Annotated in this window: 23 protein-coding genes; 7 read left to right on the top strand and 16 right to left on the bottom strand. The window is 75.4% G+C overall.

Annotated elements, in window-relative coordinates; genetic code table 11:
• Positions 1-63: 63 nt before the first annotated feature.
• Positions 64-555, bottom strand: a complete 492-nt coding sequence (locus ACH4SE_RS29960) for a peptidylprolyl isomerase (protein WP_398546646.1) — start codon at positions 553-555, stop codon at positions 64-66.
• 128 nt (positions 556-683) lie between these two features.
• On the opposite strand from ACH4SE_RS29960, the gene ACH4SE_RS29965 reads away from it, so the two are divergent.
• Positions 684-1,613: a carbohydrate kinase gene (locus ACH4SE_RS29965; RefSeq protein WP_398546673.1), complete on the top strand. Its 930-nt coding sequence runs from the start codon at positions 684-686 to the stop codon at positions 1,611-1,613.
• Positions 1,614-1,659: 46 nt separating this feature from the next.
• Here ACH4SE_RS29965 and ACH4SE_RS29970 read toward each other — a convergent pair whose 3' ends face one another.
• The 5 genes from ACH4SE_RS29970 to ACH4SE_RS29990 form a co-directional block, all read right to left on the bottom strand.
• Positions 1,660-3,039, bottom strand: coding sequence for an MFS transporter (locus ACH4SE_RS29970; protein ID WP_398546647.1), 1,380 nt, complete (start codon positions 3,037-3,039; stop codon positions 1,660-1,662).
• Positions 3,040-3,675: 636 nt separating this feature from the next.
• The gene (locus tag ACH4SE_RS29975; RefSeq protein ID WP_398546648.1) at positions 3,676-4,194 is read right to left on the bottom strand and encodes a pyridoxamine 5'-phosphate oxidase family protein; all 519 of its coding nucleotides are present in this window, start codon (positions 4,192-4,194) and stop codon (positions 3,676-3,678) included.
• A 120-nt stretch (positions 4,195-4,314) separates the two neighbouring features.
• Positions 4,315-5,157 (bottom strand): hypothetical protein, encoded by an 843-nt coding sequence (locus ACH4SE_RS29980; protein WP_398546649.1) that lies wholly within the window; start codon positions 5,155-5,157, stop codon positions 4,315-4,317.
• Positions 5,157-6,425: a VWA domain-containing protein gene (locus ACH4SE_RS29985; RefSeq protein ID WP_398546650.1), complete on the bottom strand. Its 1,269-nt coding sequence runs from the start codon at positions 6,423-6,425 to the stop codon at positions 5,157-5,159. The genes ACH4SE_RS29980 and ACH4SE_RS29985 overlap by 1 nt, the downstream gene beginning before the upstream one ends.
• Before the next feature lie 45 nt (positions 6,426-6,470).
• On the bottom strand, positions 6,471-7,274 hold the full coding sequence (locus tag ACH4SE_RS29990; protein ID WP_398546651.1) for a hypothetical protein: 804 nt from the start codon (positions 7,272-7,274) through the stop codon (positions 6,471-6,473).
• A 76-nt stretch (positions 7,275-7,350) separates the two neighbouring features.
• Between ACH4SE_RS29990 and ACH4SE_RS29995 the strand changes: the two genes are divergently transcribed.
• From ACH4SE_RS29995 to ACH4SE_RS30015, 5 genes are all read left to right on the top strand, one after another.
• On the top strand, positions 7,351-8,307 hold the full coding sequence (locus ACH4SE_RS29995; RefSeq protein ID WP_398546674.1) for a LysR family transcriptional regulator: 957 nt from the start codon (positions 7,351-7,353) through the stop codon (positions 8,305-8,307).
• Between the two features lie 280 nt (positions 8,308-8,587).
• Positions 8,588-9,313, top strand: a complete 726-nt coding sequence (locus ACH4SE_RS30000) for a DUF4232 domain-containing protein (protein WP_398546652.1) — start codon at positions 8,588-8,590, stop codon at positions 9,311-9,313.
• A 258-nt stretch (positions 9,314-9,571) separates the two neighbouring features.
• The gene (locus tag ACH4SE_RS30005) at positions 9,572-10,099 is read left to right on the top strand and encodes a class F sortase (protein ID WP_398546653.1); all 528 of its coding nucleotides are present in this window, start codon (positions 9,572-9,574) and stop codon (positions 10,097-10,099) included.
• 53 nt (positions 10,100-10,152) lie between these two features.
• On the top strand, positions 10,153-10,644 hold the full coding sequence (locus tag ACH4SE_RS30010) for an RNA polymerase sigma factor (RefSeq protein WP_398546675.1): 492 nt from the start codon (positions 10,153-10,155) through the stop codon (positions 10,642-10,644).
• A complete protein-coding gene (locus ACH4SE_RS30015) occupies positions 10,628-11,482 on the top strand; it encodes a DUF4232 domain-containing protein (RefSeq protein WP_398546654.1) in 855 nt (284 codons plus the stop codon). The genes ACH4SE_RS30010 and ACH4SE_RS30015 overlap by 17 nt, the downstream gene beginning before the upstream one ends.
• A gap of 40 nt (positions 11,483-11,522) precedes the next feature.
• Here ACH4SE_RS30015 and ACH4SE_RS30020 read toward each other — a convergent pair whose 3' ends face one another.
• From ACH4SE_RS30020 to ACH4SE_RS30065, 10 genes are all read right to left on the bottom strand, one after another.
• A complete protein-coding gene (locus ACH4SE_RS30020) occupies positions 11,523-12,815 on the bottom strand; it encodes a polysaccharide lyase family 1 protein (RefSeq protein WP_398546676.1) in 1,293 nt (430 codons plus the stop codon).
• Between the two features lie 143 nt (positions 12,816-12,958).
• Positions 12,959-14,308, bottom strand: a complete 1,350-nt coding sequence (locus ACH4SE_RS30025) for an ABC transporter substrate-binding protein (RefSeq protein WP_398546655.1) — start codon at positions 14,306-14,308, stop codon at positions 12,959-12,961.
• Positions 14,309-14,456: 148 nt separating this feature from the next.
• Positions 14,457-15,275 carry a PmoA family protein gene (locus tag ACH4SE_RS30030; protein ID WP_398546656.1) on the bottom strand — a complete coding sequence of 273 codons (819 nt, stop codon included), beginning with the start codon at positions 15,273-15,275 and terminating at the stop codon, positions 14,457-14,459.
• On the bottom strand, positions 15,272-16,426 hold the full coding sequence (locus ACH4SE_RS30035; protein WP_398546657.1) for a Gfo/Idh/MocA family protein: 1,155 nt from the start codon (positions 16,424-16,426) through the stop codon (positions 15,272-15,274). Before ACH4SE_RS30035 ends, ACH4SE_RS30030 begins: the two co-directional genes overlap by 4 nt.
• A 5-nt stretch (positions 16,427-16,431) precedes the next feature.
• Positions 16,432-17,328 (bottom strand): carbohydrate ABC transporter permease, encoded by an 897-nt coding sequence (locus ACH4SE_RS30040; protein ID WP_398546658.1) that lies wholly within the window; start codon positions 17,326-17,328, stop codon positions 16,432-16,434.
• Positions 17,325-18,254 carry a carbohydrate ABC transporter permease gene (locus ACH4SE_RS30045; protein ID WP_398546659.1) on the bottom strand — a complete coding sequence of 310 codons (930 nt, stop codon included), beginning with the start codon at positions 18,252-18,254 and terminating at the stop codon, positions 17,325-17,327. Before ACH4SE_RS30045 ends, ACH4SE_RS30040 begins: the two co-directional genes overlap by 4 nt.
• Before the next feature lie 16 nt (positions 18,255-18,270).
• Complete coding sequence (gene araD, locus ACH4SE_RS30050) at positions 18,271-20,001, bottom strand: L-arabinonate dehydratase (protein WP_398546660.1); 1,731 nt, start codon at positions 19,999-20,001, stop codon at positions 18,271-18,273.
• A complete protein-coding gene (locus ACH4SE_RS30055) occupies positions 19,998-20,906 on the bottom strand; it encodes a dihydrodipicolinate synthase family protein (protein ID WP_398546661.1) in 909 nt (302 codons plus the stop codon). The genes araD and ACH4SE_RS30055 overlap by 4 nt, the downstream gene beginning before the upstream one ends.
• Complete coding sequence (locus ACH4SE_RS30060; protein WP_398546662.1) at positions 20,906-21,553, bottom strand: GntR family transcriptional regulator; 648 nt, start codon at positions 21,551-21,553, stop codon at positions 20,906-20,908. The genes ACH4SE_RS30055 and ACH4SE_RS30060 overlap by 1 nt, the downstream gene beginning before the upstream one ends.
• Before the next feature lie 270 nt (positions 21,554-21,823).
• A complete protein-coding gene (locus ACH4SE_RS30065; RefSeq protein ID WP_398546663.1) occupies positions 21,824-22,531 on the bottom strand; it encodes a ribonuclease H in 708 nt (235 codons plus the stop codon).
• A 142-nt stretch (positions 22,532-22,673) separates the two neighbouring features.
• Here ACH4SE_RS30065 and ACH4SE_RS30070 point away from each other — a divergent pair, with 142 nt between their 5' ends.
• Positions 22,674-24,683 carry a SpoIIE family protein phosphatase gene (locus ACH4SE_RS30070; protein WP_398546664.1) on the top strand — a complete coding sequence of 670 codons (2,010 nt, stop codon included), beginning with the start codon at positions 22,674-22,676 and terminating at the stop codon, positions 24,681-24,683.
• The last annotated feature ends 120 nt before the right edge of the window (positions 24,684-24,803 follow it).

A 24,803-nucleotide genomic window follows, 5' to 3' on the forward strand; every position in this document is an offset into this window, starting at 1 on the left:
CGGCACAGTGCCGGGGGCCCTCGCGGGTGCGCCCGCCGTGGGGCGGGGCGTGGTCGGGTTCGGTCAGGCGACGGTTCCGGACTCGGTGATGACGACCTTCGCGGACGGCGCACCGCTGCGCGAGCCCTTGCCCTCGATCGTCTTGACGAGCTCCTGGCCCTCGACGACCTCACCGAAGACGACGTGCTTGCCGTCCAGCCAGTCGGTGACGACGGTGGTGATGAAGAACTGCGAGCCGTTGGTGTTCGGCCCGGCGTTCGCCATCGAGAGCAGGAACGGGCGGTCGTGCTTGAGCTGGAAGTTCTCGTCCTGGAACTTCTCGCCGTAGATGCTCTTGCCGCCGCGGCCGTCGCCGGAGGTGAAGTCGCCGCCCTGGAGCATGAAGGACGGGATGATGCGGTGGAAGGCGGAGCCCGCGTACCCGAAGCCGTGCTCCCCGGTGGCCAGCTCGCGGAAGTTCTTGGCGGTCTTGGGCACCACGTCGTCGAAGAGCCGGAAGACGATGCGTCCGGAGGGTGCGCCGTCGATCGAGATGTCGAAGTACACATTGTTCATGGACTCCATCCTCGCATCCCCGGCGGCTGCGGCCGCGCGCCGGTCCGGAGGGCGGGCGCCGGATCCTCTCGCGGAGGCGCCCGCGGACGGTCCGCCGCGGTGCGCGGGTGCGCGATGATGAGCGGGTGATCGACTTTCTGGCCGTCGGGGAGAGCGTCGCCGACGTCGTCCGCACCCCCGGCGCGCCCGACGTGACGCACCCCGGCGGGAGTTCCGCCAACGTCGCCTACGGCCTGGCCCGGCTGGGGCGACGCGCCGCGCTGCTCACCCAGCTCGGGGAGGACGCGGAGGGCAGGCTCATCAGGGAGCACCTGGAGGGCGCCGGGGTGCACGTGCTCACGGACGGGCAGCGGGGGACGGCCACGCCCACCGCCGTGGTGACGCTGGACGCGCACGGCGCGGCAACCTACGACTTCGCGATCGGCTGGACGCTGCGGCCGGTGGACCCGCCGGCGGGCGGGGTGCGGCACGTGCACCTGGGGTCGATCGGCGCGCTGGTGGCGCCCGGGGCGGCCGCCGCGCAGGAGCTGACCGCGCGGCTGCGGGCGGTGGCGACCGTGAGCTACGACCCGAACGTCCGCCCCGCGCTCATGGGCGCACGGGCGGCGGCCGCCGCGCAGGCCGAGCGGTGCGTGGCGCTCAGCGACGTCGTCAAGGCCAGCGACGAGGACCTCGCGTGGCTCTACCCGGGCGAGCGGCCCGGCGAGGTGGCCGCGCGCTGGCTGCGGCTGGGGCCCGCGGCGGTCTTCGTGACGCTGGGCGCGCGGGGCGCGCACGCGTTCACGGCGGCGGGCCGGGTGGCCGGGGCGCCCGTCCCCGTCGAGGTCGTCGACACGGTGGGGGCCGGGGACGCCTTCATGTCCGCGGCCCTCGACACGCTGCACGCGGTGGACCTCACCGGCGCCGCCGCCCGCCCCCGGCTGCCCGCCGCCCTCGACGGCCCGCTGCTGGCCCGCGTCCTGCGCCGGGCCGGGACCGCGGCGGCCCTGACCGTCTCCCGCGCGGGCGCCCGCCCGCCGGACGCGGCGGAGCTGTCCGCGGCGGTCCCGGCGCGCTGACGGCGCGGCGGCGGGAGGTACCGGTGCGCGGCCGCGGGCCGCGGGCTCACGCCTCGCCGCGCGCCGCGCACACCGCGCACCCGGCGGCGTCCGCGGGCAGGGGTTTCCGGCAGACCGGGCAGCAGAAGCCCGGCGGCCCGGCCGGGGGGACGGTCGGCGGCGGGCCGGTCGGCCACCCCTCCCGGCGCCGGGCCGCCCGCCGGGACCGCCGCCTCGGCCGCCCCGCGGCCGGGACGGCCGACAGCAGCGTCGGGACGGCCGCCGCCACGAAGCACAGCCCCAGCGGGAGGGCGCCGAGGGCCAGGCCGGTCGCGGCGGTGCCGGCGGTGTGGCCCGCGTTGAAGCCGGTGTTGACCCAGGTGCCGGCCTCGGTGCGGGCGCCCTCCGCGGCCTCGTCGTCCGCGAGCAGGTAGGCGGTGGACAGGGCCGGGGCGACGAACGCGCCCGTGCAGCCGAGCAGCACCGCGAGCTCGGGCACGCCGCCGGCGGACCCGGCGAGGGCGAGCGGCACCGGGAGGGCGGCCGCCAGCAGCGCGAGGCGGCGGCGCGCGGGCACGCGCCAGGTGCGGGCGCCGTACACCGTGCCGCCGAGGACGCTGCCCGCGGAGACCGCGGCCTGGATCCAGGCGACCGCCGCGAGATCGTGGTGCCCGCGGGCGAACGCGACCACCAGCAGCTCCTGCGCCCCCAGCGACACCCCGAGGGCGCCCGCCACGACGGCGGGAACCAGCCATCCCGGCCGCCCCGTCCGCCGCTTGCCGGGGCTCCGCCCCGCCCTCGCCGCGGCGTCGCGGGGCGGCGCCCCGGCGGGCGGCGCGGCGGAAGCCACCACCGGCGACGTGCACATCGCCAGGGTGCCCACGACGACCAGCACGGCGCTGCCGCCCACCCCGGCGGCCGGGTTGCCCAGCGCGATGACCACGCCGGCCAGCAGCGGCCCGACGACGTACAGGACTTCCTCGGCGACGGCGTCCAGCGAGAAGGCCCGCGCGCGCAGTTCGGGCTCGGGCACGAGCGTGCTCCACAGCGTGCGCATGACCGGCCCGAGCGGCGGCGAGCACACGCCCGCCGCGAGGGTGAGCAGCGCGAGCAGCGGGCGCGGCGTGCCGGGCGACCAGGTCGCGGCGGTCAGCGCCAGCAGCGCCGCCCCGTAGGCCGCCGCCAGTGCGGGGAGGACGCGGCGCGGGCCCCGCCGGTCGATGAGGCGGGCACGCAGCGGCGCCGGCACGGAGGCGCCGAGCCCGAAGCAGGCCACGGCGGCGCCCGCCCAGGCGTAGGAGCCGGTCGTGCGGGTCAGCGCGACGGCCAGCGGGACGAAGGCCGTTCCGTAGGAGAGGCGGCCCAGCAGTGCAGGGCCGAAGGTCCGCAGGACGTGGGGTCTGCGGAGGACGGCGGAATACGCCGCCGGTACGGAGGACGAAGACATGGGGTGTTCCTCGGCGTCACGGCGCCGGCCGGGCCGGCGCGCCGGTGGGTGGGCGCGAGAGGGCCGCCGCCCGCGGTGCCGCGGGGCGGCCGGCTCGGCCTACACACGGTGGAGGAACATGCCCGGCACGCTACCAGCGCGGCGCCCGGCCCGGTGGGGTGACGACGGAATGCCCCCGGCGGTGCCCGTTCCGCGACGGCCGGGCACCGCCGTCCCGGCACCCGGCCGTCGTGGCAGGCCACCGGGACGGGCCTGCCCGTCAGCGGGTCACGGCGCCGGGACGGGCGCCGGGCGGCCGGGGGCGCCGGGGGAAGGACGCGACCGCCGCACCGCCGCTCAGCGGGTCACGGAGCCGGGACGGGCGCCGGGCGGCCGGGGCGCCGGGGAAGGACGCGACCGCCGCACCGCCGGTGTCCGGCCCCGCTCCCCCTTCTCCCCGCCGGCTCGCGCGGGGCCCGCGCGGGCACGGCAGTGCCCCGCCGTAAGGGGGAGCAGCGGCGGGGCACCTCGGGGGTGGGGCAAGCATGCGCCCCCGCGCATGCCGGGGCCATACGTCACTCGGCGTATCCCGCGGCCCTCCCCCGTCCGCGGGCGGCGTCCCCGCGCGGGTCCCGCCCGCTCCCGGGTGACGCGCGTTCAGGAGTCCGTCAGCGCGGCGGGGTCTGGGGCGTAGACGGTCATCCAGTGCGGGTCGAGGCGGTAGTAGACGACGTCGCGGTCCCAGTCGAAGGCGTCGGCGCCGTAGAAGTCCTTGAGGTAGCCGAGCAGGTCGGGCCATTCGGGGGCCGCGGCGGCGTCGCGGGGGTTGAGGGCCACGGCGTTGCCGTGCGTGAAGACGCCCAGGTCCTCACCGCGCATGTGGGCGGCGCTGGCGGCCGGGCGGGCGGCGAGGTGGCGGGCCTTGGCGGCGGTGCGGGCGGTGCCGAAATACCAGCGTCCGTGCAGGAAGTGGCCGTCCGCGCCACTGATCCGGGGCTCGCCCCGGGCCGTGACGGTGGACAGCGCGAGTGTGCACATACCGGTCAGGACGGAGGTGAGCTGCCCGGCCGTCATGGTGCGGCCGGTGAAGACGGAGCGCAGGTGGGAGGTGGAGTCCGCCAGCGAGGCATCGAGCAGGGCCTGGAGCGCGGTGATCTCTTCAGGGGTTTCACGCACCGGCTCACTGTAGCCGCCGGCGCCGTACGGGACCGGCGGCGCCGGCACACGCCCGGGGGCGTCCCCTCCGCGCAGGAGGGGACGCCCCCGGATGGTGGTGCGCCGCGGCGGAGGCCGCCGTCAGGAGGTGTACGGCGGCGGTTCGTGCGGACGCACCGGCTCCGCGGGACGGCCCCGGTACGGGCGGCCGATCGGGCCGCGGGCCAGCCGGTGGCCGCCGAGCGCGGCGGCCACGGCGAGCAGTCCGCCGCCGGCCGTCCACAGCCAGCGCGGCGACCACCAGGTGCCGGCCCAGCCGTCTCCGGGTGAGACGTCCGGCGCGCTCGCGGAGACCACCGGCGCCACCGAGCCGTCGACGGCGTCGCGGCCCGCGGTGCCGTCCGAGGTCACCTCGACGGCGGCCCGGAAGGGCTGGCCGAGATCGGCCTCGGCGACGTCGAGCGCGGTCAGGCGCAGGTAGAACGCGCCGCGCAGCGGGTCGTTGGACCAGGTGTCGGCCCAGGCGCGCACCGTGCGCAGGTGGCAGACCAGGTCGACGCTCGCGGCGTCCGCCGCGGCCGTCCTCGTCTGCGCTCCGTAGCGACAGGCCTGACGGCGGCGCAGGCCGTCGTAGACGTCGATCTGCCACGTGGACGCGCTGTGCGCGGCGGCCGTCCCGGAGCCGGAGCCGAACGTCACGGTGGCCTTGACGGTGACGTGCTGCCCGGCGTCGGCGGGGACCACCCAGTACAGGTAGTCGCCCGCCGAGGCTCCGGCGGTGGCCTGCTCGCCCTGCTCGACGGCCACCGCGGTGCGGAAGTTGGTGCCCGCCTCGGTGGGCGGCCCGTCGTCGCCGGCGGTGCCGTCGGTCGCGGTCGCCGTGGCGGCCGGGGTGGGGTCGTCGGCGAGGGCGTGGCCCGCGGGCAGTGCGACCGCGGCGGCCGTGAAGAGCAGCGCGGCGGCCAGTCGTCGTACGGTGCGCATCAGGAGGCCCTTCCGGTGTTCAGCCGCCAGCGGGAGACCCAGCCGGTCAGCAGGCCGGCGACACCGCCGGTGAGGGTGAGCAGGCCGAGCAGCCACCAGCCGCGGCCGAGGCCGAAGAAGGCGACGTCGGAGGGCTGGTCGGGGCTGGGCACCAGATCGACGGCCAGCTCGACGGGCAGGCCCGGGGTGGTCTTGACGGCGGGCGGCGCGGAGAAGGAGTTGCCGACCTGGAGGCACACGGTCTCCGGCGGCGTGCCGTCGTCGGCCTTCGGCTTGGGGTAGCGGATGCCCGCGGAGACGGCGTCGGTGCGTCCGGTGCCGGCTTCGTCGTCCCGGACGATCTCCCGCCCGTGCAGGGTCACGCCGCGCAGCAGGACGCCGTAGTCCGCGTTGACGGCGCGGTCGACGCCGACGGTCGCGGACGCGCGCAGCTCCTTGCCCGGCGGCACCTCGACGCGGTACCAGCGGTTCTCGGAGAAGGTCTCGCGGTCGGAGTACAGGCCCGCCTTGAGCAGGGGCGCGTCCGCGCAGCTGGCGGCGCCCTGGGTGGAGACGGGCGTGACGACCGTGTCGGTGCTGCGCCTGACGAGCTGCTTGACCTTGCTGGTCAGCTGGTTCTTGTGCTGGACGGTGGTGTACGTGCCGCCGGTGGCCTCGGCGATGCAGCTGAGCTGGTTGCGGGTCTTGGTGTCGGGGATCAGGCCGAGCGTGTCGATGACCAGGTGGATGCCCTGGGAGGCGATGTCGCGGGCGACGTCGCAGGGGTCGGCGTTGCAGGTGTCCTCGCCGTCGGTGATGAGCACCATGCGGCGGGTGCCGTCGCCGCCCGCCTTGAGGTCGTCGGCGGCGGCCAGCAGCGCGGGGCCGATCGGCGTCCAGCCGGTGGGCGCGAGCGTCGCCACGGCGGTCTTGGCCTCGGTGCGGTCCAGCGGTCCGACCGGGTAGAGCTGCCGGGTGTCCTTGCAGCCGGTCTTGCGGTCGTTGCCGGGGTAGTCCGCACCGAGGACGCGTATGCCCAGCTGGACGTTCGGCGGCGTCGAGTCGAGGACGTCGTCGAAGGCCTGTTTGGCGGCGGACATCCGGGTCTGCCCGTCGATGTCCCTGGCGCGCATCGACCCGCTGACGTCGAGGACGAGTTCGACCTTCGGTGCGGGCTGAGCCGCCGGTTCGCCGTCGTCGGCGGCGGCGCCGGCGGGCAGCAGCCCGCAGACGAGGGTGGCCAGTAGGCCACCGGCCATACCCATGGCCAGCAGTCTTCTCGTGATCATCGGAGGATCGTAGTGAAGGTCCCCGGTAATCATGAAGTCCGCTGGTCAGCGCGGTGGCTGACGGCCCGCCGGTTCGGTGGGCGCCGGCCGGCCGGCCCTGCCCGCCGCGTGGGCGGCGGCCGCGCGGGCCAGCGCCCGGACGAAGGCGTGCGGGCGGGTCCCGTCGCCGGACAGCTCGGGCTGGAAGAGGGTGGCCAGGAAGAACGGGTGGCCCGGGAGTTCGGCGATACGGACGTCGCCGGAGCCGTCGACGCCGCTGAAACGCAGGCCGTGCGCGCGCAGGACGTCGAGCCGGTCGCGGGCCAGGCCGTACGAGCAGTGGTAGCGCTCGACGGACCGCTCCGCGCCGAGGGCGCTGCGGGCGAGCGAGCCGGGGGCCACGTCGACCGCGCCCTCGTGGCCGACGAGGGAGCAGGCGAGCGGGACGACGAGCAGATCGGCGTCGTCCGTGCCGGGCGGCCGCTCCTCGGCGTGGGAGGCGCCCGCCAGCCCGCACACGTGGCGGGCGAACTCCAGCACCGCGTACTGGAAGCCGCCGCAGCTGCCCAGGAAAGGGATGCCCCGCTCGCGGGCGGTGCGCACCGCGGTGAGCGCGCCGCGCTCGCTGCGGTAGGGGCTGCCGGGGAGCAGCCAGACGGCGTCGAAGGCGGCGAGGGCGGCGGCGTCCTCCGCCTCGGTGGTGGGGATCCAGTACGCGTCGAGGACCAGGTGGTCGCGGGCGGCGAGCGCGTCGAGGATGCCGGGGAGGCGGGTGTGGGAGCGGACACCGGGCGAGCGGTCGCCGACGAGGGCGACACGCGGCGCGGGGACCTGGGGTACTGCGGCTGCGGCCGCCGGGGGTTCGGACATGCGGACATCCTTGCCCGGCGTCCGGATGAAGCGCCAACGATGATCCGTGCACCGTCCATCACGGATACTGATGGACGTGGATCCGCACCTGCTCCGTACGTTCACCGCCGTCGCACGCCTCCGCTCCTTCTCCGCGGCCGCGCGCGAACTGGGCTACACGCAGTCGGCGGTGTCACAGCACATCGCCGCGCTGGAGAACGACCTCGGAGCGGTGCTGCTGCGACGGCGGCCGGTCACCCCGACGCCGGTCGGCGCACGGCTGCTGGAGCACGCGGAGCCGCTGCTGCTGCGACTGGACGCCGCCCGCGCCGACATCGCGCGGCTCACCGCGGAGCCCGCGGCCCGGCTCGTCGTCGGGGCGGCGCCGACCGCCCTGACCGGGCGGCTCGCCGCGGCCCTCGCCGGGCTGCGGCGCCGGCAGCCGCTGCTGGACGTGACGGTACGGGTGCTGGGCCGCGGTGCCGTCGTGGGCGGCGTCACCGCCGGGCAGCTGGACGCGGGCCTCGTCGACGGGGCCGCGGCGCCCGGCGACCCGCTGAACCTCGCCGAGACCGCGCCGCCGGTGGCGCTCGCCGTGGCCGAGGAGCCCCTCGCCGTCGCCCTGCCCGCGGGGCACCCGCTGGCCGGCCGCGCGGGACTGGGCCTGGCCGACCTGTCCGAGGCGCGCTGGATCGACGCCCCGGGCACCGCGCTGCCGCTCGCCCGCCTGCGGACGGTGAGCGGCACGGAGGGCTTCCGCGCCGCCCTCCGCTACGACGGCGCGGACGTGCGGGGGCTGCTCGCGCTGTGCGCCGCGGGGCACGGCCTCGCGGTGCTGCCCGCCGCGGCACTCGCCGGGGCGCCCGGCGTGCACGCCGTCCCCGTCGCCGCGCCGCGGCTGGTGCACCGCACCGAGATCCTCCACGCCACCTCCCCCGCGGAGCCGGTGGCCCTCCTCGCGGCGGCGCTGAGGGCGGCGCCGCCCGCCCCCCGGGAGGCGAACCGTCCGCACACGGAGCCCGGCGACGACACACGGGCGGGCGCAGGGGCCTGAGAGCCCGCACCGCCCGCCCGCAGCAGTCCGCGGCACCCCCGCCCTCCACCGGAAGCCGGACGCCGGATGCCCGACGCACCGGTGGTTCGCGCGCTCGGTGGCCGCCGCGCGCTGCCGTCCTGACGGCCGTTCGGAACGGACACGGGCCCGGGGAGCGGGACTTGACGAAGTCTTTACAACCCGGTGCCCGCCCGTGTCGTCTCTGCCCACGAATCCCGGTACGGCCAGGGTCCGCGCGACGGGACGCGCGGCCGGCCGCCGGAGAAACGAGGGACGGGACATGCGCAGTACCTCACTCGCCGCCGGCACGGCGGCGGTCCTCGCGGTGGCGGTCGCGGGAACCGTCCCCGCTGTCGCCTCGGCCCCGGTGGGCCGGGCGCCCGGCACCCCGATGTGCGCCACCTCGCAGCTGACCGCCTCGCTCGGCGGCGGGGACGCGGGCGCGGGGCACGTCTACCGCTATCTCGTGCTCACCAACCACAGCGCGACCGCCTGCCACCTCACCGGCTACCCCGGGGTGTCGGTGCTGGACGCGAGCGGCAAGCAGATCGGCGCCCCGGCCGACCGCCAGCCGAGCCGCTACTCGCCGGTCGTGCTGAAGCCCGGCGGGTCGGCGAGCGACACCATCCACACGATCAACCACATGGGGACGTGCCTGCCGACGTCGGCGAAGGTGCGGATATACCCGCCGGGCAACACCGCGTCGCTGGTGATCCCCGGTCAGCTGACCATCTGCGACAAGGTCTTCACGATCACGCCGATGGCCGCGGGCAAGGACGGCAGCGACCCGGTGGGCACGCCCGCGCCGACGCACGGGTCGACGCCCGGGCCGACGGACACCGGCCAGGTCTCGCACGTTCCGAAGGGCGCGCCGGACACCGGTCTCGCAGCGACGGGCGGCGGCAGCGGCAACGGCGAGCTCACGGCCGGTCTGGCGGCGGGCGCGGCGGCACTCGCGCTGGGCGGCCTGGGCGTCGCGGCCTCCCGCCGCCGCTCCCGGGGCTGAGCGTTGTCCGGCCTGCGTCACGTACCCCGGTCCGGTCAGGCAGCCCCTCGCCCGGCCGGACACCCGGTGCCTCCCCCGGCCGCCGCCCGGCCTTCCGGCGGCCGGGGGACACGCACCCCCCTACGGGCCCGCGAGCGGTCGGGGGCGCGCCGCGCCCCGTGGGCCGCCGCGGCGCTCGCCGCGCTCGCCGTCGGCGTGTCGGCCTGCAACGGGACCGGCACGGGTCCCGCCTCCGCGGGGTCCGGCACGCCCGGCGGCGTGGCGCCGCCCACCGCTTCGCCGACGGGCACGCACACCACGGCCCCCGCGCGCCCGGGGGCGATGGCGCGGTCGTCGCCGAAGCGGCTGAAGATCCCCTCCCTCGGGGTGGACACCCCGGTCGTCGCGCTGGGCCTTGCGGCCGACGGGACGGTGCAGGTGCCGCCGATCGAGCCGCACTCGCCCGCCGGGTGGTACGACGGCTCGCCGGCGCCCGGCCAGACCGGCCCGGCGGTACTGCTCGGGCACGTCACGGTCGGCAGGTACGGGGACGGCGTCTTCCGGCGGCTGGACCGGATGCGGCCGGGCGACCGGGTGCAGGTCGTACGGGCGGACGGCAGCGTCGCGACGTTCGCCGTCGAGCGGGTGCAGACGGTGCCGAAGGCGCACTTCCCGACACGGGCCGTGTACGGGAACGTGGACCACCCCGCCCTGCGTCTCATCACCTGCGGGGGCACGAAGCTGACGGGCGGCGGCGGTTACCCGGACAACGTGATCGTCTACGCCTCGCTGGTCGCCGGCCCGTGAACGACTGGCCCGCCACGTTCGGCGGCCCGTCTGCGGAGGTGAGGAGGGTCGTCATCCGGCAGCACGAGGAGCGCGCCGCCGCGGAGCTGTTCGAGGCCGTGTACCCGCGGCTGGCGGGCTGGTGCCGCCGTCTGGTGGACGACGACGGCACCGCCCACGAGGTGGCGGCCGAGGCGTTCACCCGGCTGTGGGCCCGCTGGACCAGGGTCGAGGAGCCGACCGGCTTCCTCTACGTCACGGCGGCCAACCTGGTCCGCGACCACTGGCGCAGAACGGAGCGCGAGCGGCGTGCGCTGCGCCGGGTGTCGGTCGAGCAGTCCCTGCACTCCCGGGGGGAGGCCGACGACCCCTCGGTGCGGATACTGGTGCAGTCGCTCCCGGAGCGGCTGCGCAACCCGGTGCTCCTCTACTACTACGCGGACCTGCCGGTCCGTGAGGTGGCCGCGCTGCTGGGCCGCCGGGAGGGCACCGTCAAGGCCGATCTGCACGCCGCACGCGAACTGCTCCGCGCCCGACTCGAAGGACACCATGACCGGATTTCCTGACGACCTGGGGGGCACCCCCGAGGGCCCCGGCCCGGAGGAGCCGCTGCTGCGGCAGCCGCCGGGCTATCTGGCCCCGCCGCCCGGCTCGTTCGGGCAGATCCGGCGGCGGGCGGCACGCCGCCGCCGGCTGCGGGCGGCCGGGGGTGGGACCGCGGCGGCCGCGGTCCTCGCCGGGTCGGTGTACCTGGTGGGCGCCCTCACGCCGCACGGGACCGAGGACCGCGTGAGCCCGCCCGCGACCGGCTCGCCGACCACCCCCGCCCCGCGGACCACCCGGCCGGCGCCGCCGGTGACGACCGAGCCGCGGGCCACCCCGGGCACGCACGGCGCGTCCCCGCCGTCCCGCCCGCCCGTGACCGGCCCCTCCCCCGCGAAGGACTCCCCCACCCCGTCCGGCACGCCGGCGTCCACCGGCCACGGCTCCCCGGCGCCGATGTGCGCGGCCTCCCAGCTGACCGCCTCGCTCGGCGCTCCGGAGGGGGCGGCGGGCAGCGTCTACCGCTACCTGCTGCTCACCAACCACGGCGCGACGGCCTGCCACCTCACCGGCTACCCCGGGGTGTCGGTGCTGGACGCGAGCGGCAAGCAGATCGGCGCCCCGGCCGACCGCCGGCCGATGGACTACGCGCCGGTCGTGCTGAAGCCGGGCGAGTCGGCGAGCGACACCATCCGGACCGCCAACCACCTGGGCACCTGCCGCCCGGCGTCGGCGAAGGTGCGCGTCTACCCGCCGGGCAGCCGCGCGTCGCTGGTGGTCGACGGCGAGGTGACGGTGTGCGACGAGCTCTTCACCATCACGCCGCTGGCCGCGGGCCGTACGGGCAATCCGCCCTCGTGACGGCCCGCCGCCCGGGCGGGCGGCGGGCCGTCAGGAGCAGTCAGAGCCGTCCGGCCCCGGCGCCGTGGTCGACGACGTGCGGGACGGCGCGCGGGTCGTCGACACGGGTGCGCGCGACCGGCGTCCAGCCCGCGCCCTGCGCGATCGGGGTCGCGGGGTGGGCGGCGTCGAAGGCGCCGAGCAGATCGGCCGGGCGCCCGTTGACGTAGTTGTGGTCCTCCGTCATCGCGGTGCCCTTCCAGTACGCGAGGGTGCGGTCGGGGGTGACACCGGCCGGCAGCGTGAAGGCGTTGTACTCCGCGACGAGTTGCGACCGGAAGCCCACACCGAGGCTGTAGACGTAGCCCGCCGCGTCGGTGACGTCGTAGTGGTTGTTGTAGGCGTCGACCTGCCCGAAGCGGACCCGCGGCGCGCGCTCGCCGATGTCCTGGAACAGGTTGTGGTGGAGCGTCACCCGCAGCCTGCCGGCGTCGGTCGCGGCGGCGCCGTCGCTGTTGCCGAACAGCAGGGTCTTGTCGTGGTCGAGGAAGGCGTTCCAGGAGGCCGTCACGTGGTCAGCGCCCTTGACGACGTCCATCTCCCCGTCGTGCTGCTGGTAGATGCGGCCGAAGTAGAAGGGCTGGCCGGCGTCGGGGCGGCGGCCGTCGGTGAAGGTGTTGTGGTCGATCCACACGTGCGTGGCGCCGGTGAGCACGAGGTTGTCGTACTCGGAGTTCCAGTTGCCGTCGGCGGTGTCGGTCGGGTCCCACTGCGGGAAGCAGTCGAAGGCGTCCTCGAAGGTGAGGTTGCGGACGATGACGTTGTCCACGTTCGCGACCTGGAGGTCGAGGCCCAGCAGGGTCGGCCTGCGCCCGATGCCGACGACGGTGGTGTTGGGCCCGACCTTGAGCTCGACCTGGAGGGCCTGCTTGGCGGCGGAGGCGGCGCGCGCGTCCTCCAGCGGGCCGGACGGCACCTCGTCCCGGCCCCATACCGCCGGGTCGTAGGCGGCGAGGTAGGCGTCCAGGCTGTAGCCGTCGGTGGCGTAGTCGTCGCAGGACAGCGGCTCGCCCTCGGCGTCGGCGTTGCCGTCGACGGTGCCGGAGATCTGGATGATCTTCGGGACGGCGCTCCCGCCGTCGAGTGCGGCGGCCAGCTCCGCGCGGTTGGTGACGGTGTAGACGTGCGCGGCGTCGGCGGCCGCGCCGCCGGTGGTGCCGCCGTCCTGGGAGGCCCAGCCGTCGTGGGCCGGCAGCACCTGGCGGGCGTAGCCCGGCAGCCTGCCCGGGTGGCCGCCGGGCGCGCACTGCGCCGGGGCGGCGGCCAGCACCAGGGGGGCGGCGGAGACGAGCATGGCGATCAGCGGGACATGGCTCTTGCGCACGTGCGGCTCCCGGTGGGGTGAAGGAGACGGGTCTCGTCGCGGAAAGGTGCGGGGGGAAGGTGCGGGGGGAAGGTGCGGGCGGGGCCGGGGCGTGGACCGGCCCCGCCGCGGGCTCACTTCTTCTTGTGGTGCGCGAGGAAGTCGGCCTGGGCGTCGTTGATCTTGCCCGCCAGCTCGTCGGCGAAGGCCTTCGCGGTCATCTTGCCGAGCAGCACCTTCTGGAAGTCCGGCTCGCTGTCGGCCTTGGTGATGTTGTTCCAGTCCGGCAGGTAGTACGGGAACTGGACGATCGTGGTTCTGGGGTCGTTGAGCGACTCCATCGCCGTCCGGGTGGGCTCGGCGTCCTTGATCCACGCGTCCTGTGCCGCGCCGGTGTTGGCCGGGATGGCGCCCGCGGACTCGTTCCAGAGGCTGTTCATCGGCGCCGAGGCGGCGAACTCGATGAACTTCCACGCCGCGGACTTGTTCTTGCTGCTCCTGAACAGCCCCAGCCCGTCGACCGGGTTGGAGACGATGGTGCGCACCCCGCCGTCCTGCGCGGGCGGCAGCGTGACGCCCTCGATGCGGTCCTTGCCGAAGGCCTTCACATGGTCGTTGTACGAGCCGAGGTTGTGCTGCAGCATCCCGACGGTGCCGTGGTCGAACTCGGCGACCATGTTGACGAAGTCGTTGTTGAGGTCGGCCTCGGGGGTGTCCTTCTTGTACAGGCCGACGTACTTCTCCAGCGCGGCGACGTTCCGCGGGTCGTTGACGGTCGTCCTGTCGCCGTCCCAGAAGCTGTCGATGCCGGACTGGGCGTACATCATCTCCAGCGCCTGGGCGATGGATCCGGCGCCGCCGCGCAGCGTGAAGCCGAACTTGTTGTTCCTCGCGTCGGTGAGCCGGTCCGCGGCGGCGTAGAACGCCGACCAGGTGGTGGGCGGCTGCAGCCCGGCGGCGGCGAAGAGGTCCGGGCGGTACCACAGGGTGCCCATGTTGGCGGAGGTCGGGACCTCGTACATCTCCTTGCCCTGGCCGCCGGCCGCCTGGACGCTGGAGACCATGCCGGTGACGAGCCTGCCCTTGAGGGCGCTGTCGTCGATCCGGGCGCCGAGCGGCTCCAGTGCGTTCTGCGCGACCATGTTGGCCAGGTAGGCGGTGCCGACGCCGCCGACGTCCGGCAGGCCGCCGCCGGCGATGGCGGTGTCGTACTTCTTCTGCACGTCGGCGATCGGTATGCCGACGTACTCGACCTCGATGTCCGGGTACTTCTTCTCGAACGCGGCGATGATCTTCTTCCAGACGTCGGTGCGCACACCGCCGTTGTTGTCCCAGAAGACGATCTTCCCCTTGCCGCTGCCCTCGCCTCCGGAGCTGCCGCTGCCGTCGTCACCGCAGGCGGTGGCGGTCAGGGCGAGCACTGCGGCGAGGGCGGCTCCGGCGGTCAGCCGGGCTCTGCGGTGTCTGTGCTGCGGGTGCGGCATGGCGGCTCTTTCGGTTGTCGGGACTGGTGTCGCGGTACCGTCCGTCCGGGACGGCCGGAGGGTGCCGCCGGGCCGGGAGCGGCGGTCGGCGGGTGGTACGGCGGCGCCGCGCACGGTCCGTGCGGGGCGCCGCGTGGGCGGGCGCGGTTCAGCGGGTGGTGCGGGCGGCCAGCGCGGCGGCCTCGTCACGGCCGAGCCGGCCGTCGGCCACGGCGGTGACGACCCGCCGGCTGACGCTGCCGCCGGCGGGTACGGTCAGCGGGCTCCGCCAGGCCAGGGCGGAGCCGACGCCGGGGTATTCGCGGGTGCGGACGAACCAGGGGTCGGTGCCGCGCAGCACGAGGGTCCAGTGCTCGGCGGCGAGCGCCAGCCATGCGGCGGTGCTGCCGTGCACGGCGTCCTCGCCGTCGGCGTCGGCGGTGAAGGCCCGCGGGGGCGCGCCGGTGTGCGGGGCGCGCCAGAAGAAGCCGCCGTACCCCGCGCCGGGGCGGCCGTTGGTGGCGGGGCTGCCGATCCGCAGCGGGGCCCCGGTGGTGTTGGTGAGGGTGAAGGCGAAGTCCAGCTCCCAGGCCTGCGCCGTCAGCGGGCGGGCGGTCACCGTCCTTTCCTCGTGCAGGAGTTCACGGCCGCCCGCGGTCCAGGACAGCTCCTCGGTGAAGCCGCCCGGGCGCCCCGCGGTCCAGCGCAGGTGCCGCTGCTCGCCGTGGTTGTCGAGTGCGGTGGGTCCCTGGCCGCGGACGAAGGTGCGGCCGCCCCAGAAGTTGTGCCCGGCGACGTCCGGCACCGCGACGCCCACGCCCAGGTGGTGCAGGTGGTCGGCCGGCATCAGCTCGGTGACGGGGGCCCCGCCCAGCGTGGTCAACGGGTGCAGGTAGGGCCGCGGGGACAGCCGGGCCGCCAGCCGTGGCGCGGTGACGTACGCCCCGACGGTCGTGGAGCCGCAGCGCAGCGGCACGGTGCCGGTCACCGGCGGGCCGCCGGGCGCAGCGGGGCGGCCCAGGACGCACCCAGTTCGGTGAAGGTCGCGAGCTTCTCGGCGGCGGCGTCGACCAGCTCGTCGACCCCGTCCACCACCCGCCGGGGGGAGCGCTCCCCCGGCACGGCACGCCGGCGCGAGGGCGGGACCGGCAGCGGGTCGTGTGCGGTGCGGACGGCCTCGACGACCCGCATGAACGCGCCGGTCGCGGCGGGCGGCACGAGCAGCGGCGTGCCGTCGGCGCGGTGCGCGAGCAGGTTCTCCAGCAGGTCGGTGCGGCCGTACACCCGCTCGACCGGACCGTGCCCGGCGCGCTGCAGCAGCACCCGGTCCTGCTTGTACCAGAAGGTGATCCGCCCCCTGCTGCCGTGCACCACGACGTACGGCTCGGCGGCGCGGGCCGCGCACAGCGTGGCCGCGACGACGATCCGGGTGCCGCGGGCGGTGCGGACGGCGACGCACGAGGTGTCGTCCGACTCGATGTCGTGCGCGCGGTACAGCTCGGTGCGCACCTCCTCGACGTCCTGCTCGGCGGTGCTGGAGGCCAGGTGCAGCGCGGTCGCCACGGCGTGCGCGAGCGGGTTGGTCAGCACGCCGTCGACGACGTCGGTGCCGTCCAGCCGGCGCCGCCCGGACCAGGCGGCGCGGCGGAAGTAGTGCTCCTCGCGTACCCAGTTGCCGGCCGCGCCGATGCCGCGCAGCTCGCCGACCGCGCCGTCCGCGACCAGCTCGTGCACCGCCCGCAGGGCGTGCGAGCCGAGCGACTGGAAGCCGATCTGGCAGGCCCTGCCGCTGCCGGCCAGCCCCCGCTGGAGCCGGTGGTACTCGCCGAGGGACGGCGCGGGCGGCTTCTCCAGCAGGACGTCGGCGCCGTGCGCCGCGGCGGTCAGCGCGAGGGCCGTGTGGGTGTGGATGGGGGTGCACACGATCGCGGCGGTCGCGCCGGTGGCGTCGATGAGCGCGCCGAGGTCGGGGCCCTGCGCGGGCCTGCCGAGCCGGGTCAGCGCGGCGGGCTCCAGCGGGGTGACGTCGCAGACGCCGGCGAGCCTGACCAGGCCGCGGGCGCCGAGCCGGCGCAGGTTGTCCAGGTGCCAGTGGCCGTGACCGCGGCCGCCGGCCAGGACGACACGTGTCGCGCTCATGCCCGTCACCCCTTCACCGCGCCGGCGCTGAAGCCGGTGATCAGCCACTTCTGGATGAAGGCGAAGACGATCACCACGGGCACGGCGGCGATGACGCCGCCCGCGGCCAGCGCGCCCAGGTCGACGCTGTCGGCGCCGATGAGGGTGTTGAGGCCGACGGGGATGGTCTGCTTGTCCTGCTCGCTGAGGAACATCAGCGCGAAGAGGAAGTGGTTCCAGCTGTGCACGAAGGCGAACGAGCCCACGGCCACCAGGCCGGGCCGCAGCATCGGCAGCACCACCGCCCGGAAGGCCCGCATGCGGGTGCAGCCGTCGACCCACGCGGCCTCCTCCAGCGCCTCGGGTATGCCCTTGATGAAGCCGCTGAGCAGGATCACCGACAGCGGCAGCTGGAAGACCGTCTCCGAGATGACCACGCTCCACAGCGAGTTGATCAGCTGGAGGTGCCGGAAGATCTGGAAGAGCGGCACGAGCATGAGCGCGCCCGGGATGAACTGCGAGCACAGCAGGGCGATCAGGAAGGCGGTGCGTCCCCTGAAGCGGAAGCGGGCCAGCGCGTAGCCGCCGCTGAGCGCGACGACGGTGGTGAAGACCAGGGTGCCGACGCCGACGAGCATGCTGTTGACGAAGAAGGTGCCGAAGGAGCGGTCGTTCCAGACCTTGTCGAAGTGCGCGCCGGTGACCGGCCACGGCACCAGCGCGGTGGAGCCGTCGGGGCGCAGCGCGAAGAGCAGCATCCAGTAGAACGGCACGAGCGTGAACAGCAGGTACAGGCCCAGCGGGAGGTAGATCTGCCAGCGCGGGGGCCCGTCGGCGGGCCCGCGTCCGCGGCGCCCGCCCCTGCGGGGGTGCGGGAGCGCGGCGGGCGGCAGGGTCGCGTTCTCGACGAGTGCGGTCGTCATGCGCGGTCGCCTCCGAACTTGCTCAGGCGCAGGTAGACGAGGGAGAAGAAGAGCAGGATGACGAAGGCGACGGTGGTCAGCGCCGAGGCGTAGCCGAAGTCGTGCCCGTCCAGGCCGGTGTTGGCGACGTACAGCGGCAGCGTGGTGGTCTGCCCGGCCGGGCCGCCGCCGGTCAGCGTGTAGAGGAGGTCGACGTTGTTGAACTCCCACACCGCGCGCAGCAGCGTGGACAGCACGATGGCGTCCCTCAGGTGCGGCAGCGTGATGTGGAAGAACTGCCGCAGCCGGTTCGCGCCGTCGACGGACGCGGCCTCGTAGAGGTCCTTGGGGATCGACTGGAGGTCGGCGAGCAGCAGGATCGCGAAGAAGGGGACCCCGCGCCACAGCTCGGCGAGCACCGCGGCCCAGAAGACGGTGTGGGGGTCGGACAGCACCGAGTGGCCGTAGGAGCCGATCCCGGCGTCGGCCAGGTAGCGGCTCATGCCCGTCGAGGGGTTGTAGAGCAGCATCCAGATGGTCGTGGTCAGCACCCCGGACACCGCCCAGGGCGAGAAGACCAGCGCACGCGACAGGCCGCGGCCGGCGAAGGTCTGGTTGACCAGCAGCGCGAGCGCGAGCCCGATGACCAGCTGGAGGCCGATCTGCACCACGACCCAGCGCAGGCTGAAGCCGAGGCTCTGCCAGAACTGCGGGTCGTCGGTGAGGATGCGGCGGAAGTTGCCGAGGCCCGCGTAGCCGTTCCGCCAGGGTTTGGTGACGTTGTAGTCCTGCAGGCTGTAGTAGAGGACGCTGCCCATCGGGTAGGCGATGAAGCCCAGCATCAGTACGGCGGCCGGGGCTATCAGCAGGTACGGCAGGCGCCGGGTGCGCCGGCCGCGGTGGTTCACGCGGTTCTTGAGCGGGTTCTTCGCCACGGCGATGGCCATGACCGGGGCTCCTTCGCTATGACACGTGGGGTTCCGGGACGTCGCCGGGCGCGGCGAGGAAGCGGAAGTCGCATCCGGTGTCGGCCTGGGTGATCTGGTCCTGGTAGAGGGCGCCGTAACCGCGCCCGTAGCGGGCCGGAGGCGGCTTCAACTCGGCTCGTCTCCGGTCGAGTTCGGCGTCGTCGACGTCCAGGTGCAGGGTGCGGCCCGGCACGTCGAGGGTGATCGGGTCGCCACTGCGGACCAGCGCGAGCGGCCCGCCGACGTACGACTCGGGGGCGACGTGCAGCACGCACGCGCCGTAACTGGTGCCGCTCATCCGGGCGTCGGAGATCCTGACCATGTCGCGCACGCCCTGCCTGAGCAGGTGGTCGGGGATCGGGAGCATGCCGTACTCGGGCATGCCGGGCCCGCCGAGCGGCCCGGAGTTGCGCAGGACGAGCACGCTGTCGGCGGTGATGCCGAGTCCGGGGTCGTTCACGGTCGCCTGCAGCGTGCGGTAGTCGTCGAAGACGACGGCCGGGCCGGTGTGCGTGAGCAGGTGCGGCTCGGCGGCGATGTGCTTGATGACCGCGCCGTCCGGGCACAGGTTGCCGCGCAGCACCGCGATGCCGCCCTCGGCGGCGAGCGCGTGCGCCGGGTCGCGGATCACGTCGTCGTCGTGCACCTTCGCGCCGGCCAGCTGCTCGCGCAGGCTGGCGTGGGCGACGGTGGGCCGGTCCAGGTGCAGCAGCCCGCTGATCCGGGACAGCAGGCCGGGCAGTCCGCCGGCGAAGTGGAAGTCCTCCATCAGGTACCGGCCGCCGGGGCGGACGTTGGCGAGCACGGGGACGGTACGGGCCAGCCGGTCGAAGTCGTCGAGGGCGAGCGGCACGCCGGAGCGGCCGGCCATCGCGATGAGGTGGATCACCGCGTTGGTGGACCCGCCGAGCGCGAGCACGGTGGTGACCGCGTCCTCGTACGCCTCGCGGGTCAGGACGGCCGAAGGGCGCAGGTCCCGCCGGACGAGCTCGACGATCCGGGCGCCGCTCGCCGCGGCCATCCGCTCGTGCCCGGAGTCGACCGCGGGTATCGAGGAGGCGCCGGGCACCGTCATGCCGAGCGCCTCGGCGGCGGCGGTCAGCGTGGAGGCGGTGCCCATGGTCATGCAGTGGCCGGGCGAGCGGGCCAGGCCGCTCTCCAGTTCGGCCATCTCGCAGTCGCCGATCAGGCCGGCGCGCTTGTCGTCCCAGTACTTCCACATGTCCGTGCCCGAGCCGAGCACCGTGGTGCGCCAGTGGCCCGGCAGCATCGGCCCGGCGGGGACGAACAGGGCGGGCAGGTCGGCGCTGGCGGCGCCCATGAGCAGCGCGGGGGTGGTCTTGTCGCAGCCGCCGAGCAGCACCGCGCCGTCGACCGGGTAGGAGCGCAGCAGCTCCTCGGTCTCCATCGCGAGCAGGTTGCGGTAGAGCATCGGGGTCGGCTTCTGGAAGGTCTCCGACAGCGTGGCGACGGGGAACTCCAGCGGGAAGCCGCCCGCCTGCCACACCCCGCGCTTGACGGCCTGGGCGCGCTCGCGCAGGTGGCTGTGGCAGGGGTTGATGTCCGACCAGGTGTTCAGCACGGCGATCACCGGCTTGCCGAGGTGCTCCTCGGGCAGGTAGCCGAGCTGCCGGGTCCTGGCCCGGTGGCTGAAGGCCCGCAGGCCGTCGCCGTCGTACCACGCGCTGCTGCGCAGCGGCCGCCGCGTGCTCCCGGTGCCGGTCACAGCCCCCAGCCCTCCACCGCGGCGGCGACCTCGGCGCGCCGTTCCTCGGGCAGCGCGCTGCTGGGCGGGCGGACCTCGCGGCGGCACAGGCCGAGCGAGGCCAGCGCCTCCTTGACCACCGTCACGTTGTCCGCGGACTGCCGGGCGGCCCGCAGGTCCTCGAAGGCGCGGATCTGCTCCCACACCTTCATCGCGGCCGGGTAGTCGCCGCCCTGCAGCGCGGCCAGCATCTCCAGCGGGATCCACGGCGCCACGTTGGCCAGGCCCGAGGTGAAGCCGGTCGCGCCGGCCGCGAAGTACGCCGGCGCGTACAGCTCGGCGAGGCCGGCGATCCACACGTAGCGTTCCAGCCCGGCGTCCCGCGCGAAGGCGGCGAAGCGGGCGGCGTCCTGCACCGCGTACTTCACGCCGATCACGTTGGGGCAGTGCCCGCCCAGCTCGGCCAGCCACCCGCCGTCCAGCAGGGGGTTGCGGATGTAGGGCACGACGCCCAGCTCCGGCACCGCCTCCGCGACGGCGCGGTGGTAGGCGACCCAGCCGTCCCGCGAGACGTACGGGTGGACGGGCTGGTGCACCATCACCATCGCGGCCCCGCAGTCCCGGGCGTGCTCGGCCGCACCGATCGCGCTCGGCAGGTCGTGGCCCACCCCGACGATCACGGTGGCGCCGGGGATGCCCGCGGTCTCGGCGAGCGTGTCGAGGACGACCGCCTGCCGCTCCTGCGGGGTCAGGGCGTAGAACTCGCCGGTGTTGCCGTTCGGCGTGACGGCGCGGATGCCGCCGTCGAGCAGCCGCCGCAGCAGCACCCGGTAGGCGTCCCGGTCGATGCCGCCGTCGGTGCCGAAGGGGATCACCGGGATCGCCACCACACCGGCGAGCGCGGCCGTGAGCGCGGAACGGTCCATCAGACACCCTCCTCGTCGTCGGGGAACGCACGGCGGAAGAAGACCGCGATGTGCGTGTGCAGCAGCCGCGTCGCCTCGTTCGCGGCGCCGGCCAGGGCCAGCCGGAGGATCTCCTCGTGCTCGCTCGCCTCCTGCTCCCACGACGGGTCGGCGGCCCAGGCGACGGTGGACACCAGCGCGGCCTGGTCGCGCAGCTCGTCGAGCATCCTGGCCAGCAGCGGGTTGCCGCACGGCAGGTAGAGGGCGCGGTGGAAGTCCCGGTTGGCGAGGCTGCGGTCGGCCCGGTCCTCCGCCCGGGCCGCCCTTTCCAGCGCCTCCTGCGCGTCGGCGAGCGAGGCCTGCCGGGCGATGGTGCGGCGCAGGGCCTCCGGTTCGAGCAGCAGGCGCACGTCGTAGACCTCGCGGGCCATGGCGGCGTCCACGGTCCGCACGGTGACGCCCTTGTACTGGCTCATGACCACCAGGCCCGTCCCGGCGAGCGTCTTGAGCGCCTCGCGCACCGGGGTCTTGGACACCCCGAACTGCGCCGCCAGGTCCGCCTCGACCAGGGCCTGCCCCGGGCTGAGCTGCCCGGTGAGGATGCGGTGCTTGATCGCTTCGAGGACGTACTGCGTCCGGGACGGGATCGGGGTGGGAGCGAAGGTCATGGGGCTCTCAGATCTCACGTATCAGGTCTCATATATGACGTACGAAGTACGACGCGGACGACCGTAGGGCCGCCGGGTGCGGACGTCAATGCCCCGCGCGCGAACCGGCGCGGGCACTTCCCCGCTCCGGAGGGCGGCCGCGCGAGAGCGCCCGGGCATGCAAAAGCCCCCGCCAGCCGCGCGTCGTGCGCGGGGACGGGGGCGGTGGCGTACGGCGGCGGACCGCAGGTCAGCAGGTCAGCAGGCCGCCGGGGCGGTCACGGCGGCAGGTCAGCGGCAGTCGGGGTGGCCCCAGCCGTCGGCGTTCTTGGCGATCGGCTCGCCGGGCGCCCAGCCGCGCCCGCAGCGGCAGCGGCCGGGGTACTTGGCCTTGAGGGTACGGGCCGGGCCGCCGCCCGGCGCGCCGCCGGAGGTGCCCGTGCCGCCCGCGGAGCCGCCCTGGCGCGCCGGGCGGGGCGCCTTGCGCACGGTGTCCGGGGTCCGCGGGGGCGGCGGCGAGCCGAGGGCGCTGCCGGCCGGCTCCTGGACGACGGCGGCGTTGCTCGCGGCGCGGTCGGCGAAGTCGTTGAGCCGGTCGCCGTCGACCTGGTGCGCGGGCACGTAGCGGAAGTCCACCGTGCGCCCGGCCAGCAGCGCGTCGATCCGCACCACCAGCTCCCGGTTGGCGACGGGCTTGCCCGCGGCGGTCTTCCAGCCCTTGCGCTTCCACCCGGGCAGCCAGGTCGTGACGGCCTTCATCGCGTACTGGGAGTCCATCCGGACCTCCAGCGCGACCTCCGGGCCGACCGCCTCCAGCAGCCGTTCGAGCGCGGTCAGCTCGGCGACGTTGTTGGTGGTGCTGCCCAGCGGGCCGGCCTCCCAGCGGACCGGCTCACCCCGGTCGTCGGCGATCACCCAGGCCCAGGCCGCAGGTCCAGGATTGCCCTTCGATGCCCCGTCACACGCGGCGATGATGCGTTCACCCACGTGTCCGAGCATGCCAGCTCCCCCGGCCGGAGGGCACATCGCCCCCGGCGTCGCGGCCCCCGGCCCCGGGCGGTGGCGCTCCGCATGCGGGGAGTGGCGCCGTCGCCCAGCATGGGTACGGACAGGACCACCGCTGCGGCGAGAGGGCGCCGGGATGGGCAACGGAGCGGGCCGTCCGGCGCCGCGCGAGCCGTCGGAGGCCGACACGCAGGCGGCGTCCGGCGGGCCCGCGCGGGCCCGGTCCCGCGGCGCCGTGCCGGCCGACCCGGACGGGCAGCGGCAGATCGACGCCATGAACCGCATCACGGACCACCCGGGCGCCCCTCCCCCGGACGCCGGTCCCGGTTCCGCTCCGGGCGGGGGCGGCTCGTTCGCCGAGGGGCGGCTGCGGGACGCCGCGCTGCTGGAGGCCGGTCACGACCTGGCCGAGGCCGACACGCTGTCCGCCGCGCTCAAGGCGGTGACCAGGCTCTTCGCCCCCGGCTTCGCGCTGGACGGGCTGGTCGTCTTCGGCATGACCGACAAGTTCCTCAAGGTGCTCGGCCAGTACGGATTCCGGCGCCAGGAGGGCGAGGACGCCTTCCGGATGCCGAGGGACGCCCCCTTCCCCGCCGTCGAGGTGATCGACACCGGCCGCCCCGTCTACCTGTCCTCGGCCGACGACTACCGCGCCCGCTTCCCCGCCACCTGGCCGGTCGCCGCCCGGTACGGGCGCAGCTCGTGGGCCTTCCTGCCGCTGGTGACGTCGGGGAGCGTCAGCGCGGCGTGCCTGATGGCGTTCCGCGAGCCGGTGGCCTTCACCGAGGACGAGCGGGCGCTGCTGGTGGTGACCGCCCGGCTCGTCGCACAGGCCCTGGAGCGGACCCGGACCGGCACCGCGGAGCTGGCCCTGTCCCGCGGGCTGCGGCGCAGCATGGGTGCGAGCCCGCCCGCCGTCCCGGGCCTGACGGTCGCGACCCGCTACATCCCGACCGGCGGCGGGCTGGTGGTCGGCGGCGACTGGTACGACGTGATCAACCTGCCCGGCGGCCGGCTCGCCGTCGTCATCGGCGACGTCCAGGGCCACGACGTGCACGCGGCCGCCCTGATGGCGCAGCTGCGCACCGCCGTGCACGCCTACGCCGCCGAGGGCCACGGCCCGGACGCGGTGCTGGCCCGCGCCTCGCGCTTCCTGGCCGCCCTCGACGACGACCGCTTCGCGACGTGCCTGTACATCGAGGCCGAACCGGCGTCGGGCATGCTGCACATCGCCCGGGCCGGCCACCCCCACCCGGTGCTGAGGCTCGCGGACGGCACGTGCATGCTCAAGCACGTGGGCGGCGGGCTGCCGCTGGGCCTGATGCCCGGCACCGAGGACTTCCCGGTCACCGACATGGAGCTGCGGCCCGACGAGATCCTGATGCTGTGCACCGACGGCCTGATCGAGACCGGCGGGCACGACATGTACAGCGGCTGGGTGCGGGTCAGGGACGCCTTCTCGCCGGGCCCGGCCGAGGACCTGGAGGGCATCGCGGACACCCTCATCCGCGCGGTGCAGCACCCGCTGGCGCAGTCGGCGCAGCGCGGCCCCGGGGGCAGCGGCGAGCGCGCGGCCGCGGGCGCCCGGCCGGACCTGGCGCCGCGCAACGAGGACGACATCGCGCTGGTGCTGCTGCGCCGCGACGCCGGGGTGCTCCAGCGGGCGGTGCCCGAGCGCAGGCTCGTGCTGACGATCGAGCAGGACCAGGCGCACGGCCTGTCGGAGGCCCGCGCCGAGCTGCAGGCGCTGCTGCACGACTGGGCGCAGCCCGACCAGGTGGACACCGCGGTGCTGCTGACGTCGGAGCTGGTGGGCAACGTCCTGATGCACACCGACCAGGCGGCGTCGCTGGCGGCGTCGCTGACCGGCGAGCCGGGCCGCAGGGTGCTGCGGGTGGAGGTGTCCGACAGCGGCGACGAGCTGCCGCACCAGCGCAACCCGGGCGAACTGGCGTCGTCGGGCCGCGGGCTGATGCTGCTGGACATCCTGTCCGGCCAGTGGAGCGTGCGCCCGGAGTCCGAGGGCAAGACCGTGTGGTTCTCGCTGTGGGAGGACGAGGAGGAGGCGGAATCGGAGGCACCGGAGCCGGCGGGCGAGGACCCGGCGGCCGTGCTGGACCGCATGGAGGACCCCGAGGGCCTCTGAGGGGCGGGCGGGGGGGGGGGGGGGGGGGGGGGGGGGGGGGGGGGGGGCCCCCCCCCCCCCCCACGGCCCCCGGCCTCCGGCGGCCGCGGGGAACCAGGACGGCCGGGTGGACGTTGTGGT

Source organism: Streptomyces sp. NPDC020983 (genome assembly GCF_044333485.1).
Lineage (GTDB): Bacteria > Actinomycetota > Actinomycetes > Streptomycetales > Streptomycetaceae > Actinacidiphila.